We start from the raw sequence: 14,452 nt of genomic DNA, 5'->3' as shown, positions 1-14,452 counted from the left end.
CATAAAATGTGGTGACTAGGATTGCATCATGAAGATACTTAAAAGTGCTGTTTTGTCAGCAGTAGCAATAAGTTTAGCGGCCTGTAGTCATTATTCTCAGTCGTTAAATACAAGTAATAGCAAGGCTAATGTTAGTCAAATAAAGAAGGGTTCTGAAATGATTAATAGTGGAATACAGAGAAAGCACATTAAATTGGAAACTCATGACAATGTGCTCATTGCTCACTTAGATGGTGGTCCTTATCAGTTAATGGGACTAGATATGGCTGAAGAGTTATCTCAACTATTAGATGACCTTGAAAAAAAGCATACATCTGTTGAGGCAGTAATTTTTACTGGAGATCATCCAGATTATTTTATTGCCCATGCTGATGTCCGTTGGTTGCAAGAAGGTGGAGCTAGTATTCCAAAGCTGGGGCTAAAAACTTCTTCTTTGGTTGCACGTACATCTAAAAGTATTCGAGGGGTTCCAGGCTTAGAGCAGTTAGCGGAACTTACCCCTTTAGATGGTGGTATGCAATTAGATAAATTGCATGAAACTTTTTTACGAATGAATAGAAGTGGTGTGATTTTTATCGCAGCATTAAATGGCTCTGCTCTGGGTTTGGGTAGCGAGTTTGCACAAGCCTGTGACATCAGAATTATGGCTGATGGCAATTATGTCATTGGCCAACCTGAAGTCTTACTGGGTATTAATCCAGGTGGTGGAGGGACTCAGCGATTAACGAGATTAGTGGGAACTCATCGAGCGTTAATGATGATGCTTGAAGGAAAACCTGTATCTCCAAAAGTTGCATTAGAAATTGGCTATGTAGATGAAGTCGTGCCTAAAGATCAGTTGATAGATAAAGCTTTAGAGCGAGCAATTTATTTGAGTAAACGTCCTAAAACAGCACGCGCTGCAATTAAGCGTGCGGCATATTTTGGTGGGTCGGAAACATTAGAAGAAGGTCTGCATAGAGAGCGAACTGAATTTATTCATATATCCCCAACAGAGACAGCACAAAAGCTCATGAAAGGCTATTTAGAGCAAACCGATCAACGTAAAAAATTACCTTTCTATGATGCTGAAGTATTTCAAGAAACTTTAAAGAGTGGCTCACTTCCATTAGCGTCTGAAGGAAATAAAAAATGAATAAAAATCAAGTAAATGCTTCTAAGTATCAGGTTATTAAAGAAGATATTCGTTTTGATTCAGGTGAAACTTATTGTTCTGCATGGCTATTTTTACCTAAAGGGGTAACCAAACCTCCTGTAGTTGTGCTTGGGCATGGTATTGGTGCAATCCGAGAAATGAGATTAGATGCTTTTGCAGAACGTTTCGCCCAAGCGGGTATTGCTGCTTTAGCCTTTACCTATCGATATCTTGGCGACAGTGGTGGTGAACCTCGCCAACTCATGTCTGTAAATCGACAATTAGATGATTGGGAAGCAGCTTTAAAATTTGTAAAAAGCTATCCGTCGCTTGATGGTGAGCGTGTAGGAATTTGGGGAAGTTCTTTCGGCGGAGGGCATGCAATTACTATTGCGAGCAGACATCCAGAACTTAAAGCTGCAATTGCACAATGTCCATTCACAGATGGTTTAGCTTCAGCGTCTGCACTAGGCTTAAAAGATACCTTAAGAGTAATTCCAGTAGTAACCAAAGATTTATTTGCAAAACTATTTGGATTACCGCCAGTCATGGTGCCAATTGCAGCTCCTCCGGGACAGCCCGCTCTTATGAACGCTCATGATGCGTTAGAGGGGTATCTAGCATTAATGCCAGAAGGCGTCGAATTCGTAAATTACTTAACCGCAAGAATTATTCCAGAAATTCTAAGATATCGACCTGGATTAGTCGCCTCTAAAATCCAAAGCCCAATACTCTTTTGTGTAAGTGATACCGATACAGTTACACCAGCAGGCCAAACTTTAAAACTCGTTAAACATGCTCCACGTGGGGTCATTAAACGTTATGAAGCAGGGCATTTTGATTTTTATACAGGTGAGGCTTTTGAGCAATTGGTTAACGATCAAACTCAATTCCTTAAGCAAAATTTCAATTAACTTGCTGTGATTTCATCTAGATTTGTAAAGGAACTACTATGCAATTTACTATGCTTTCTAAATTAAGGGCAGAGGAAGCCCCAAATGCTCACTGCATTTCTGACTCGAACATTTCTTTAACTAATTATGAGTTTCATAAAGCTGTTCTTCGAGCCGCTGGCACAATGGATAGCCAAGGTATTTGTGAGGGTGACGTCGTTGCACTTATGCTACCAAATCAAGTTGAATTTGTTGTTGCCATGTTCGCCGCATGGTATTTAGGAGCTGCTATAACTCCAATTAATCCTATGCTTACGCACAAAGAAGCAAATCATCAGTTAAAGGATTCAGGAGCAAAACTACTCATCAATTTAACAGGTGAGAAAATTGATAATAATGTCTCTTCAATAGCTGTGACTATGCTCAAGCATGGTGATGAGTTTCAACACGCTCCAGTTGTTAATCCTGAGGCATTGGCTTTATTAATATATACAAGTGGTACAACGGGTTTACCAAAAGGAGTCATGTTAGATCATTCTAATATTATAGCGATGACTGAAATGGGGCGTGAGGGATTACAAATATCAGAAAAAGATCACTGCCTTTTAATTTTGCCTTTATTTCACGTCAATGGAATTGTTGTGAGTATTCTTGTTCCTCTTGCTTCTGGTGGCCGTGTAACGATACGTCAAAGATTTGATATAGAAACTTTCTTTTGTGATATAGAGCATTTGCAACCGACTTATTTTTCAGCTGTGCCCACTATTTATGCAATGTTATATGCCTTGCCTAATGAGGTTGTGCTAGACGTATCAAGTTTACGTTATGGAGTCTGTGGAGCTGCGCCTGCTTCAGCTGACTTACTCGTTAATTTTGAAAAGCGATATGGTTTTCCAATAGTAGAGGCATATGGCTTATCGGAAGGTACATGTGGCTCTACATTAAATCCAGTGAATGGTATCAGAAAAGCTGGAACGGTAGGGCTGCCATTACCCGGTCAAAAAATAGCTATAGCTGATTTTAATGGAAGACATTTATCTGTTGGTGAAATCGGGGAAGTGTTGATTCAAGGTAAAAACGTTATGCGGGGTTATCTGAATAAACCAGAAGAAACAGCCAAAACGGTTGTAAATGGTTGGCTACACACAGGTGATATAGGTCGAATTGACGATGAGGGATATCTTTCAATCGTTGGGCGATTAAAAGAAATGATTATTCGCGGGGGCGAAAATATTTATCCAAAAGAAATTGAAGATACATTGCTTGAGGTATCCGAAGTTTTTGAAGCGGCTGTGATTGGTGTTTCTGATGAAAAATGGGGTGAAGTAGTTTGGGCATTTATATCCCTGAAACCTAATGCCGAATGTTCAATTGATCAAATAAATCAGTATTGTAAGCAGCATTTGACTCGTTATAAGCAACCAGAAAAAGTGATTGTTTTTCCGACTCTTCCCAAAAATGCAGTTGGTAAAATTGATAAACCTAAGCTTCGTGGGCTATATCAAGTTCAGGGAGCATAAAATGTCGAAATTACTAAATATCGTCATGCATCTAAAAAATGGGTTGTCCAAAAGATAACAAGCTAGAGTGAGGAATTATTATGCGAAACACTTCTTCTGACAGCCCATTATTTGATTACGACTGGGTGGTTATAGGTTCTGGTTTTGGTGGTAGCGTTTCTGCCTTACGCTTAGCTGAAAAAGGCTATCGAGTTGCTGTATTAGAACGTGGAAAACGCTATAAAGATGAGGACTTGCCTAAATCGACTTGGCAACTCAGTAAATTTTTATGGGTACCTTCAATTGGATGGAAAGGGATCATGCGAATGAAAATTTTTCGCCATGTTTTTTTTCCTAGTCAATCTGCTGTTGGTGGCGGTAGTACGGTTTATGGTGGAGTTCTCTATCGGGCTAGACCAGAGTTCTTTAAAAATCCTCAGTGGAATCATCTTAGTGATGATTGGCAACAGGTTTTAACGCCATTTTACGATAAAGCCGAATATATGCTGGGCGTAGAGACAATTAAATTTGATTCCACAAATCAAAATATTGCAAAAGAAATGGCAGCTCATTTTGGTTGTAGTGATGGATTTAAGCGTGCACCGACAGGTATTTTCTTTGGGGAGCCAGACAAAAAAGTGCCCGATCCTTATTTTGGAGGTGAAGGTCCAGAGCGTACAGGATGTATTCGCTGTGGAGCATGTATGGTTGGTTGTCGAGTCGGAGCAGTAAACTCATTAAGTAAAAATTATTTATGGTTTGCTGAAAAGAAAGGTGTTCAAATTTTTCCAGAACATCAAGTTACTGATATTAAACCTCTAAATGCATCAGATGGAAGTGATGGCTATCGTGTTACAGTTCAAACAAAAGGGTTGTTCTTTACTAAAAAAATTACGTTTACGACTAAAGGTGTCGTGTTTGCAGGAGGCGCACTGGGAACCAATGAATTATTAGCCAATTGTAAATTGAATGGTTCACTACCGAATATCAGCAATAAATTAGGACAATTGGTGCGTACCAATAGTGAATCTGTGCTTAATGTAAGATTGCCCAAAGATCTAAAAACGTGGAATGACGTTACTGCAAGTAGCAGTGTACATATTGATCAAAACACACATATTGAGTTTTTGACCTATGGACGACATGCGGACTTTATGAGTTTGATGTATACCGTTTTAGTGGGGAACGGAAATCGATTAACACGTCCACTCAAATGGCTGTGGCAAATTGTGCGGTATCCAACACAATGGCTGAAAACAGTGTCACCTATTGGGTGGAGTCAGCACATGATTACGTTGTTGGTAATGCAATCTCTAGATAACTCAATCCAATTTTTACCTAAAAAGCGTTGGTTTGGTTCTGGATATAAATTAATTACTAAGCAGAATAGTGATAAGCCAAATCCAACATACATTGATATTGCCAATCAGGCTGCACAGTGGGTAGCTGATTATACAGGTGGTGTTGCGCAGAGTAATATTTTAGAAGCAATAGCTGATATTCCGACGACAGCACATGTTTTAGGTGGGGCTGTCATTGGAAAAGATGCTGCTCACGGTGTGATTGATCATAATTTACAAATATTTGGATATAAAAACTTATTGGTTTGTGACGGATCAGCAATGCCAGCAAATCCTGGGGTAAATCCAGCTTTAACAATTACTGCTTTGGCTGAATATGCAATGTCTAAAGTAATAGAACCCTAGAGATATCCAACCTTTAAGTCTTGAACTGTTGATCAGTAATTTTAAGGGCTGTTTTGTGTATCAACACGAAGCAGTCCTTTTTTATTTCATTTAATTTTTGCAAGAAATTCAACTAAATAATAGTTAGTACTAAAAAGATAGTGACAAAGGTGATTTATCAATATATAGTTAATATTAAATCGATACCTACTCTGTTTTTATCTTTTCTCCCTTTGAAAGATCACTCATAAAAAACAGATAAATCAGATCAATGAATTAAATTTGAGGATCAGAGAAATGAATTTTTTATTAAATACAGTTGCAATGAGTTTGACGGCGATATCTATTTTTAGTGTTCCCTTAACTCAGGCAGAGGTTGTGCCATCAGTTTCTTTTAATGAACTATCAATTCAGGCATATAAAGTGTCATCAAGTGCTGTTAGTAATCCGCAAGCAGGGCAACACGCCGAGCAAGATACAAATTGGAAGAATGTACCAACTCAATTTATTAGTGCAGGTGGCGTTAACTTCGCTTACCGAGAATATGGTCAACAAAACGGTGGAACGCCTGTCATTTTCTTAAATCATTTAGCTGCTGTACTAGATAACTGGGATCCACGAATTATTGATGGAATTGCGGCTAAACATCATGTTGTTATGTTTGATAATCGCGGCATTGGTGCTTCGACTGGTGAACCAGCAAAGTCAATTGAACAAATGGCAGATGATGCGATTGCTTTCATTCAAGCAAAAGGATTTAAGCAAGTTGATTTATTTGGTTTTTCGATGGGCGGCATGATTTCACAAGAGATTGTGCTAAAACAGCCGAATTTGGTTCGAAAAATGATTTTATCGGGAACTGGCCCTGCGGGTGGTACTGGAATTAGTACAGTCGGGCGAGTTTCTAATTGGGATTTAGTTCGTGGAATGGTGACTGGTCAAGACCCTAAGGTTTATCTATTTTTCACTCGTACAGAAAATGGTAAAGCTTCTGCAAAAGCCTTTATTCAACGTATTAATGAACGTACTGAAAACCGAGATAAAGAAATTACCATTTCTGCCTATCGTGCCCAGCTTAAAGCATTAAAAAAATGGGGAAGTAAAAAACCTGCTGACCTTTCTGTGATTCAACAACCTGTTCTTGTTGCCAACGGTGATCATGACCGAATGGTGCCAACAGTAAATACTTATGATTTAGCAAAGCGCTTACCGAATAGTTCACTTGTTATCTATCCAGATGCAGGTCATGGGGGAATATTTCAGTTTCATGATGATTTTGTAAAACAATCCCTCACGTTTTTAGCTAAATAAAAATTAGCTTAATCAGAAACTTAAATTCAGGATAAAGACAATGACGACTATTACTCACCAAACAGCCGAGACCCAATTCATTGAAGTAGATGGAGCAAATTTTGCCTATCGTCGATGGGGTAATGCAAATACAGAGCAGCCACCGCTATTTTTTCTTCAGCATTTCCGAGGTGGTTTAGACAATTGGGATCCACTGATTACTGATGGTTTGGCACAAGAGCGTGAAGTCATTTTGTTTAATGGGCGAGGGGTCGCTTCATCTACTGGCCAGCCCCGTACTCGCATTGAAGATATGGCAGACGACGCGGCAGCAGTCATTCGCGCATTAGGCTTAAAGCAGGTTGACCTATTAGGCTTTTCACTGGGCGGGTTTCAGGCACAAGATTTAGTACGCCGCCACCCTGAACTCGTCAGAAAACTGATGCTTTTAGGTACGGGACCAAGAGGTGGCAAACCACGTGGAGATGATCCAGAAGTGGCCGCTTTGGTATTAAAGCATGCAACAACTACTGTGCCTTCTGAAGAAGACTTTCTCTTTTTATTTTTTGGCCGATCTGAAGCTGCTATTCAAGCGGGACGTGACTTTTGGCAACGTCGACATGAACGCAAAGATCAAGATACCCCAAGCTCAGTTGAAGTAATGCAGGCACAGATAGAAGCCAATATGCATTTTTTACCTAAACTTGATGAACAAGATCCTTTTGCACATTTACGTGAGATTAAACAACCTACTTTCATTTTAAATGGTGTCGATGATGTGATGATTCCAACCATCAATGCATATCACATGGCACTTAACCTTCCAAACGCTCAGCTATTTATTTATCCCGATGCAGGACATGGTGCCCAATTTCAGTACCCTGAACGCTTCGTAAAACATGCAATCCAGTTTTTAGATGAATAATACCCATGAGTTCGGTCCATTCAATTTGATGAATCAAGAAGATAAAAATGATGAAATTTAAATTATTGCTGTGGATGCTGACCAAGCTCATGCAGCGTGCCGTAAAAAAGAACCCGAAATGCGCAGCTTATGTGAAAGATAAAAATGTCATCTTTCAGATTCAAACAGCAAGTGGTGAAGGTCGTTATTTCGAAGTAAAAAACGGCAAGATTAACTCTTATTCAGGGCTAACCAAGTCACCAAGTTTTACCTTTACGTTTAAAACGGGTAGCAAGGGCTTCGCCGTGTTGTCAGCGAAAGACAGTGTAAACACTTTTTTAACTGCACTTAAAACACAAGACCTTGTCATTACCGGAAATTTTGTGGATGTGATGTGGTTTCAAAGTTTAGTGGACTTTATTCAACCCCATTCAAAACCCTCTTTAACTGTGTGAGATAAGCCATGACTCATCTGCAATTAAAAACGAATCTTTTGAATCAGCCTTTAACTTTACCGAATGGTGTCATCATTCCAAACCGGTTAGCGAAGGCTGCAACCAGTGAAACCTTAGCCAGCTATTCAAATAATCCAAATGAAAAACATGTTCGACTATATAAACGTTGGGCCGCATCAGGGATTGGGATGATCATAACTGGCAACATTATGATTGACCGCAAAGCCTTAGGTGAGGCTGGCAATGTGGTGGTTGAGGATGAGCGTGATTTTGCAATTTTACAGAAATGGGCAAAAACCGTGACCGAACAAGGTTCTCAATTATGGGCACAGTTAAATCATCCGGGAAAACAATCACCGAAAGGATTAAATGTACGTAACATTTCTGCATCGGCAGTGCCATTTGGTGCAGAAATGCAGTCTTTATTTGCAACACCTGATGAAGCAACACACGAAGAGATTTTAGAAATTATTCAGCGTTTTGGTCGTAGTGCTGCGATATGTAAGAAGGCTGGATTTAGTGGAGTTGAGATTCACGCTGCGCATGGTTATCTGATTAACCAGTTTTTGTCACCTTTGCACAATTTAAGAAATGACGAGTGGGGTGGTACACCAGAAAAACGTCGCCGTTTCTTGATGGAAGTTTATGCAGAGATCCGAAAACAAGTCGGTAAAGAGTTTCCTATCGCGATTAAGCTTAACTCGGCAGACTTTCAAAAAGGTGGGTTTACCGAGCAAGATTCTTTAGAAACAATTCAGGCATTGACGAATGCAGGCATTGACCTGATTGAAATATCGGGTGGTACCTACGAATCTGGAGTAGCCAAAGCGCCACAAAAAGCATCGACAATCGCACGCGAAGCTTTCTTTATTGATTTCGCAGAAAAAGTGAGAACACTTGTTAAAACGCCGTTGATGGTAACAGGTGGATTCCGAACTGTAGAAGGTATGGATCAAGCTTTGCAGTCCCATGCTTGTGATGTTGTTGGAATTGCAAGACTTATGGCAATTGAACCTGATGTACCCAAATCTTTACTGGCAGGTAAGAACGGTCTTCAGTCAGTGCAACCCATCAAAACTGGCATCAAAAAAATTGATAGTCTGGGTATTATGGAAGTACTTTGGTATACCCAACAACTCAAACGGATTGGGAAAGGTAAAGAGCCGAAACCTAAGGAAAGTGGGTTATGGGCATTTATTAAATCAGTTTTACTCAGTGGTTGGGGAACGTATGCCACCCAACGTAGTCGGGCAAAATAACCCATTTTTTTGATTAGGATAAGTTGCTGCGATGTGCTTGCGGAGTTTTTCCAGTCCAAGCCTGAAATGCTCGGGCAAAAGAATTTGAGTCCTCAAAGCCTAGTAGAAAAGATATTTCAGCACTCGACATATCAGTATTGCGTAAATAGTGATATGCGAGAGATTCACGTACATTATTGAGAACTTGCTGGAATGATGTACCTTCATTTTGAAGTTTACGTTGGAGTGTACGTGTGCTCACTGCAAGTTTTCGACTCACTACCTGCATCGATACTTCTCCGGCTGGCAAAGTCTCTAGTAGCGTGCTATATACTCTTTCTGACATACCTGACATTTTATCTAAATCAGCCAATCTCTGGCGTAAAGATGGCTCAAAGAAAAACCACATTTTGTGATTTTCTGTCAGAAAGGGCCTTTCCATATCCTCAGTTAAGAATACCAAAGTCGTTAATGGGCTATTTGTGACAGATGTGCCAAAAAAAGTCTCATAGGCGATCGCAAAATCATTTCTTAAATCTGATGCCAATGGCCAACTGACTCGTAATGGTTTCACAGGAGCACGTGTTGCCAAACGTACAAGCTGTACAAAGAAAACGAGCTTAAATATAAGAAATACATCTGGTGGCTGTCTGGTGTTGTCCATAAAACCAATTGAGACTGTAGTGTGCACTGCTGTGCGGTCTATCTTAAAGATCATAGGAGCAATGAGTCTGACGTACTTTGCCATCCGATCAAGAGCACAACTCATATTGGAGCTACAAAGAGCAGCAAAAAGCTCGGGATCGAACCAGTCTGATGACATCACCTTTGCTATTTGCAAAGCAGCAGGAATATCGGCATTAACAGACATCGCCTCGTCTTCAATAGCGACCCAAAGTTTGAAAAAACTTTCTGGATCTAAACGAACGTTTTGGCGAGCAAACAGGTCACCAGGAAGTTGCGCGCGACGCAAAACAGGTGAGGCTTCAATACCTGCATCTTGCATTAACAAGCGCCAACCTGGCCAGATTGAATAGTCTTGCATGCTGTTGTTTCGATGCATATTTTTTTTGATAGTCATCCGTACATTCTATATGGGAGATTACGCCATCTCAATAGCGAAACGCGCCAATTAGCCTGTACTTATATTGGCGTATTTGGCGATTATATTGGCGTGCTCCGCTAGTGATGGTCATAATATTTATCGACAAAATACACCCTGAGATTAATTATTTAGAAATCTTAAGGTCGGTAAAAATGAAAAAGACAATTTTGATTACAGGTGCTTCATCGGGGTTTGGACTGATGCTAGCTAACAAGCTACACAAGGCTGGCTTCAATGTCATTGGTACTAGCCGCCAGCCCGAGAAATATGAAACTAAAGTACCTTTCAAACTGTTAAAGCTCGATATTGATGATGATAGTTCCATTCAGGCGTTTACAAAAGAGCTGTTTTCTCTTACTGAGCAACTTGATGTGCTCGTCAACAGCGCAGGCTATATGGTCACTGGCATTGCCGAGGAAACTCCGATTGAGGTTGGGCGCGCGCAGTTCGAAACTAATTTCTGGGGTACTATCAAAGTTACAAATGCTTTACTACCGTACTTTCGCAAACAGAAGAACGGCCAAATTATCACAGTCAGCTCAATTGTCGGTTTGATTGGCCCACCTAATCTGTCTTATTACACTGCTTCAAAACATGCGGTTGAAGGCTACTTCAAGTCCCTACGCTTTGAGCTAGATCATTTTAACATCAAGGTCAGTATGGTCGAACCAGTGTGGTTCAAAACGAATCTTGGTAACCACTCAGTTTCAACAACTAAACATAATATCTCAGACTATGATTCTTATCGCCAACTGGCACAAGCCGCTACGCAAAAAGGGATGAACGAGGCCGAAGAACCAGATGCCGTAGTATCAACTATCACCAAGCTTATCCAAACTAAAGAACCTAAATTCAGTAATCCAGTTGGAAAGATGACGGGCTTGATTCTTTTCTTACAGAGCTATGCTCCCTGCATGTTCGAAAGTTCGATCCTTAAAAGTGTCAAAACTGCCAAATAGATACTTAAATATTTACGCAATTTTCTAATTATTTTTAAGGGCATGAAATGAAAAATTACTTATGTAAATGGGTCCCACCACGTGCGGATTTTCTCGAAACGATGTCTGACGATGAGAAGATATGGATGGGACAGCATGGAGATTTTTTAAATAAACTTCTCGATCAAGGCGTTATTGTCGCCCATGGTCCCGTTATTAATGATGGGAATGGGTACGGCCTTTCGCTTTACCAGATTGCAGATGAAGAGGATGTCGCTAGCTTCACGTCACAAGACCCTATCGTAAAAAATGGTGTCGGTCATTATGAGCATTACATCATGCTTCATTTGGCTTCACACCTCTAATTTCTTAAATTTATAGTAGATATCATTATGAATATTAAAGGTTCAGTCGCACTTGTTACAGGTGCAAATAGAGGGCTGGGTGCAGCTTTTGTACGCGCATTACTCGCTGCCGGTGCCAGCAAGGTCTATGCGGCAGCGCGCAATCCATCGAGCATAACAATTGAGTCAGGTATAGTACCTGTTCGTTTGGATGTGACCAGTCCAGATGAAGCTGAAGAGTTAGCACGAAAACTGGGTGACGTAAATTTATTGATAAATAACGCCGGTATCGGTGGATCTGGGTCTATTCTTTCTTCATCATCTATCGATTTACTTCGGGATCAGTTCGAAACAAATGCAGTCGGGCCACTGCGTGTAACTCAGGCGTTTGCACCAATTCTGGCTACTCACAATAGTAGTGCTGTAATCAATGTAATCTCAGCTTTAAGCTGGGCTACTTTGCCAGGAGTTACAGGTAGCTATAGTGCTTCAAAAGCAGCAGCTTGGGCTTTGAGCAATGCTATGCGACAAGAGTTAAAAGCACAGGGAACAGAGGTTTTGTCGCTACATGTTGCTTTCATGGACACAGACATGGCTCGTGGATTAGTTGGAAATAAAGCTTCACCTAATGTTATTGCACAAATGACGATAGCTGCTTTAGAGAGGGGACAATCTGAACTCTTAGCTGATGAGATTACCCAAAACGTGCATGCTGGACTGACAGCAGAAACGCCAGTTTATCTTGGCATGTTTGAGTAAACGAACAATGAATAAATATTTATAACAAGCTCTGTTCTATTAAAAGCACTCCAATTGAGTGCTTTTATATTTAAATCATTCATTACTTTTGACTAATCGGACGAGTACCAATTTCGGCGCCAGTCACTTGGTCAATTACAATAGGTTTAATTTCAGTGCCTTGTTCTGCATCAATAAAAGTCACCATTTTTTCAGGTTGCTCAAAGGGTTTATATTTTCGACCCCATGCGCCAATCACAAATAAAGCTGGTAAAAAATCTTTACCTGCTTGAGTTAATACATACTCTTCACGCGGTGGATGTTCAGAATATTGTCTTTTTTCGAGTAAGCCTTCTTCTACTAAAACAGATAACCGTTTTGTTAGCATGGTTGGTGCAATACCTAAGCTTTTACGAAACTGATCAAAACGTGTAAAACCTGCATGAGCATCTCGTAATATCAACATGCTCCATGCATCACCTAAAACTGAAAGTGTTCGGGCGATTGGGCAGACTTCAAGATTGCTATTTTTACTCATATGACATTAATCAACTTAATGGTTACTACTAAAAAAATAGTAACACAAACTGGCGAATTAAGCGAGTTTGAATGCTAAATATACAATAATAATTCTATGTCCCGAGTCAATTTTGAACTATGTCTGCACTAGGCTGACTTTCTAATAATTGGGATAAATTATTTTCAAGCCAAGTGGTTAAATCAAAAAGTCGCTCGGAAGCCTCTCGTCCAAAGTCTGTTAATTGATAATCTACGCGAGGCGGTATTTCTGCATAATCCTGACGTAAGATAAAACCATCGTGCTCAAGTGTTTTTAAGGTTTGTGCCAACATCTTTTCACTAATGCCATCAATAATTTTCTTTAACTCATTAAAACGTAAACGTTGATCTCGAAGTGCAACTAAAATCAAGACACTCCAACGACTAGTGAGTGTCAACAAAATTTTTCGAGAGGGACAATCTGCTGCAAAAACATATCCTTTCATCACGCCACCACCTTAATTACAAAACTTTACATTCATTTCTAAACTTACTTTTAGGTAAGTACTTACTTTTAGTAAGTTAAGGTACTACGATGATTGAAATATATCAACTACATCAGATGGAGATCATCATGCGTATTGCAATTACTGGTGCATCAGGTCAACTTGGCCAATTGGTTATTTCTCAATTACTCGAACGGACTGAAGCAAAAAATATTGTCGCACTAGTCCGTAATCCAGAAAAAGCATCAGATTTAAGCTCAAAAGGAATCGAAGTGCGTGCTTTTGATTATGTCGATGACGCAGATAAACTTTCAGTTCAATTGGCTGGTATTGATAAACTTTTATTAATTTCATCGAATGAAATTGGCCAACGTACAGTACAACACGTAAATGTGATTAATGCGGCAAAACTTGCAAACGTAAAATTTATTGCTTATACGAGTTTATTAAAAGCAGACACAACACCGCTTCTATTAGCACAAGAACATGTTGAAAGTGAACAATATTTAAAAAAATCGGATATCCCATATACGCTATTGCGTAATAACTGGTACAACGAAAATTATGCGATGGGACTTGCACAAGCAGTTGAGCATGGCAAAATTTTTGGGGCAACGCATCACGGCAAAATTGCTTCTGCTTCACGCTTAGACTATGCGACTGCTGCCGCAGTGGTATTAACGCAAGAAGGGCATGAAAATAAAATTTATGAACTAGCAGGCGATGCGAGTTATACCCTTGACGATGTTGCAAAATGGGCAAGTGAAATTAGCAAAAAAGAAGTAATTTACCAAGACCTACCAGAAGAGGAATATAAAGCGCTCTTGATACAATTGGGTATACCAGAAGGGTTTGCCAATATCTTGGCAGATTCAGATGAAGGTGTATCTAAAGGCGGCTTATATAGTGATAGCAAAGATCTGCACCAGTTAATTGGTCGTGCCACTACAAGTATGCAAGAGACAATTAAAGAATTCTTATCTTAAGTTAACGCAATAGTTCTTATCTAAAAGCAAAAGGCTTAAATTGTTCGGATTTAGGCCTTTTGTATATTTTAATAAATAGGTTTTTCATCATTAATGTGCAAAGTAAGTTGACCCCATCAGATTTTTTCCTGATGTATAGCGCAACTTTGATTGAATTGCTGTTACGGCTTCTTCTACCATTTCTACTTCTGTTTATTTTTACTTAAGTTTTTCCTTAAATATGTAATTAAATGAAAAA

15 protein-coding genes are annotated in these 14,452 nt (G+C 39.7%); 12 read left to right on the top strand and 3 right to left on the bottom strand.

Features of this window, described 5'->3' with window-relative positions; genetic code table 11:
- Nucleotides 1-28 precede the first annotated feature (28 nt).
- From NL42_RS06750 to NL42_RS06715, 8 genes are all read left to right on the top strand, one after another.
- Nucleotides 29-1,135 carry an enoyl-CoA hydratase/isomerase family protein gene (locus tag NL42_RS06750; protein WP_461312211.1) on the top strand — a complete coding sequence of 369 codons (1,107 nt, stop codon included), beginning with the start codon at nt 29-31 and terminating at the stop codon, nt 1,133-1,135.
- Complete coding sequence (locus NL42_RS06745) at nt 1,132-2,049, top strand: alpha/beta hydrolase (RefSeq protein WP_192453859.1); 918 nt, start codon at nt 1,132-1,134, stop codon at nt 2,047-2,049. Before NL42_RS06750 ends, NL42_RS06745 begins: the two co-directional genes overlap by 4 nt.
- A gap of 38 nt (nt 2,050-2,087) precedes the next feature.
- A complete protein-coding gene (locus NL42_RS06740; RefSeq protein ID WP_461312210.1) occupies nt 2,088-3,548 on the top strand; it encodes a class I adenylate-forming enzyme family protein in 1,461 nt (486 codons plus the stop codon).
- Nucleotides 3,549-3,628: 80 nt separating this feature from the next.
- Nucleotides 3,629-5,233, top strand: coding sequence for a GMC oxidoreductase (locus NL42_RS06735; protein WP_461312209.1), 1,605 nt, complete (start codon nt 3,629-3,631; stop codon nt 5,231-5,233).
- Between the two features lie 276 nt (nt 5,234-5,509).
- Nucleotides 5,510-6,523 carry an alpha/beta fold hydrolase gene (locus NL42_RS06730; protein ID WP_461312208.1) on the top strand — a complete coding sequence of 338 codons (1,014 nt, stop codon included), beginning with the start codon at nt 5,510-5,512 and terminating at the stop codon, nt 6,521-6,523.
- Nucleotides 6,524-6,563: 40 nt separating this feature from the next.
- Nucleotides 6,564-7,427: an alpha/beta fold hydrolase gene (locus NL42_RS06725; RefSeq protein ID WP_461312207.1), complete on the top strand. Its 864-nt coding sequence runs from the start codon at nt 6,564-6,566 to the stop codon at nt 7,425-7,427.
- 47 nt (nt 7,428-7,474) lie between these two features.
- Nucleotides 7,475-7,861, top strand: a complete 387-nt coding sequence (locus NL42_RS06720; protein ID WP_004642957.1) for a hypothetical protein — start codon at nt 7,475-7,477, stop codon at nt 7,859-7,861.
- Between the two features lie 8 nt (nt 7,862-7,869).
- Nucleotides 7,870-9,120 carry an NADH:flavin oxidoreductase/NADH oxidase family protein gene (locus tag NL42_RS06715; protein ID WP_461312206.1) on the top strand — a complete coding sequence of 417 codons (1,251 nt, stop codon included), beginning with the start codon at nt 7,870-7,872 and terminating at the stop codon, nt 9,118-9,120.
- A gap of 13 nt (nt 9,121-9,133) precedes the next feature.
- Here the strand turns inward: NL42_RS06715 and NL42_RS06710 are convergent, their stop codons facing one another.
- Nucleotides 9,134-10,180: a helix-turn-helix domain-containing protein gene (locus NL42_RS06710; protein WP_461312205.1), complete on the bottom strand. Its 1,047-nt coding sequence runs from the start codon at nt 10,178-10,180 to the stop codon at nt 9,134-9,136.
- 176 nt (nt 10,181-10,356) lie between these two features.
- On the opposite strand from NL42_RS06710, the gene NL42_RS06705 reads away from it, so the two are divergent.
- Genes NL42_RS06705 through NL42_RS06695 form a run of 3 tightly spaced genes read left to right on the top strand, consistent with a single transcriptional unit; the run spans nt 10,357 to nt 12,245 of the window.
- The gene (locus NL42_RS06705; RefSeq protein WP_461312204.1) at nt 10,357-11,163 is read left to right on the top strand and encodes an SDR family NAD(P)-dependent oxidoreductase; all 807 of its coding nucleotides are present in this window, start codon (nt 10,357-10,359) and stop codon (nt 11,161-11,163) included.
- Between the two features lie 47 nt (nt 11,164-11,210).
- Nucleotides 11,211-11,507 (top strand): YciI family protein, encoded by a 297-nt coding sequence (locus NL42_RS06700; protein WP_461312203.1) that lies wholly within the window; start codon nt 11,211-11,213, stop codon nt 11,505-11,507.
- Nucleotides 11,508-11,534: 27 nt separating this feature from the next.
- Nucleotides 11,535-12,245: an SDR family oxidoreductase gene (locus NL42_RS06695; protein ID WP_461312202.1), complete on the top strand. Its 711-nt coding sequence runs from the start codon at nt 11,535-11,537 to the stop codon at nt 12,243-12,245.
- Between the two features lie 82 nt (nt 12,246-12,327).
- On the opposite strand, the gene NL42_RS06690 is transcribed toward NL42_RS06695, so the two are convergent.
- Both NL42_RS06690 and NL42_RS06685 read right to left on the bottom strand, forming a co-directional pair.
- Entirely contained in the window at nt 12,328-12,762 is a 435-nt protein-coding gene (locus NL42_RS06690; protein WP_288102376.1) for a winged helix-turn-helix transcriptional regulator, read from the bottom strand.
- Between the two features lie 106 nt (nt 12,763-12,868).
- Nucleotides 12,869-13,228, bottom strand: coding sequence for a winged helix-turn-helix transcriptional regulator (locus NL42_RS06685; RefSeq protein ID WP_461312201.1), 360 nt, complete (start codon nt 13,226-13,228; stop codon nt 12,869-12,871).
- Between the two features lie 128 nt (nt 13,229-13,356).
- Here NL42_RS06685 and NL42_RS06680 point away from each other — a divergent pair, with 128 nt between their 5' ends.
- Nucleotides 13,357-14,214: an SDR family oxidoreductase gene (locus NL42_RS06680; RefSeq protein WP_461312200.1), complete on the top strand. Its 858-nt coding sequence runs from the start codon at nt 13,357-13,359 to the stop codon at nt 14,212-14,214.
- The last annotated feature ends 238 nt before the right edge of the window (nt 14,215-14,452 follow it).

This window comes from Acinetobacter sp. GN11 (assembly GCF_054823985.1).
This window is presented reverse-complemented; position numbering and strand designations above follow the sequence as displayed.

What these genes read in the sequence shown, in the direction of transcription:
- NL42_RS06745 (WP_192453859.1), top strand. Translation starts at nt 1,132, where the DNA reads ATGAATAAAAATCAAGTAAATGCTTCTAAGTATCAGGTTATTAAAGAA.
- NL42_RS06685 (WP_461312201.1), bottom strand. Translation starts at nt 13,228, where the DNA reads ATGAAAGGATATGTTTTTGCAGCAGATTGTCCCTCTCGAAAAATTTTG.
- NL42_RS06725 (WP_461312207.1), top strand. Translation starts at nt 6,564, where the DNA reads ATGACGACTATTACTCACCAAACAGCCGAGACCCAATTCATTGAAGTA.
- NL42_RS06735 (WP_461312209.1), top strand. Translation starts at nt 3,629, where the DNA reads ATGCGAAACACTTCTTCTGACAGCCCATTATTTGATTACGACTGGGTG.
- NL42_RS06705 (WP_461312204.1), top strand. Translation starts at nt 10,357, where the DNA reads ATGAAAAAGACAATTTTGATTACAGGTGCTTCATCGGGGTTTGGACTG.
- NL42_RS06695 (WP_461312202.1), top strand. Translation starts at nt 11,535, where the DNA reads ATGAATATTAAAGGTTCAGTCGCACTTGTTACAGGTGCAAATAGAGGG.
- NL42_RS06720 (WP_004642957.1), top strand. Translation starts at nt 7,475, where the DNA reads ATGATGAAATTTAAATTATTGCTGTGGATGCTGACCAAGCTCATGCAG.
- NL42_RS06710 (WP_461312205.1), bottom strand. Translation starts at nt 10,180, where the DNA reads ATGACTATCAAAAAAAATATGCATCGAAACAACAGCATGCAAGACTAT.
- NL42_RS06690 (WP_288102376.1), bottom strand. Translation starts at nt 12,762, where the DNA reads ATGAGTAAAAATAGCAATCTTGAAGTCTGCCCAATCGCCCGAACACTT.
- NL42_RS06730 (WP_461312208.1), top strand. Translation starts at nt 5,510, where the DNA reads ATGAATTTTTTATTAAATACAGTTGCAATGAGTTTGACGGCGATATCT.
- NL42_RS06750 (WP_461312211.1), top strand. Translation starts at nt 29, where the DNA reads ATGAAGATACTTAAAAGTGCTGTTTTGTCAGCAGTAGCAATAAGTTTA.
- NL42_RS06715 (WP_461312206.1), top strand. Translation starts at nt 7,870, where the DNA reads ATGACTCATCTGCAATTAAAAACGAATCTTTTGAATCAGCCTTTAACT.
- NL42_RS06680 (WP_461312200.1), top strand. Translation starts at nt 13,357, where the DNA reads ATGCGTATTGCAATTACTGGTGCATCAGGTCAACTTGGCCAATTGGTT.
- NL42_RS06700 (WP_461312203.1), top strand. Translation starts at nt 11,211, where the DNA reads ATGAAAAATTACTTATGTAAATGGGTCCCACCACGTGCGGATTTTCTC.
- NL42_RS06740 (WP_461312210.1), top strand. Translation starts at nt 2,088, where the DNA reads ATGCAATTTACTATGCTTTCTAAATTAAGGGCAGAGGAAGCCCCAAAT.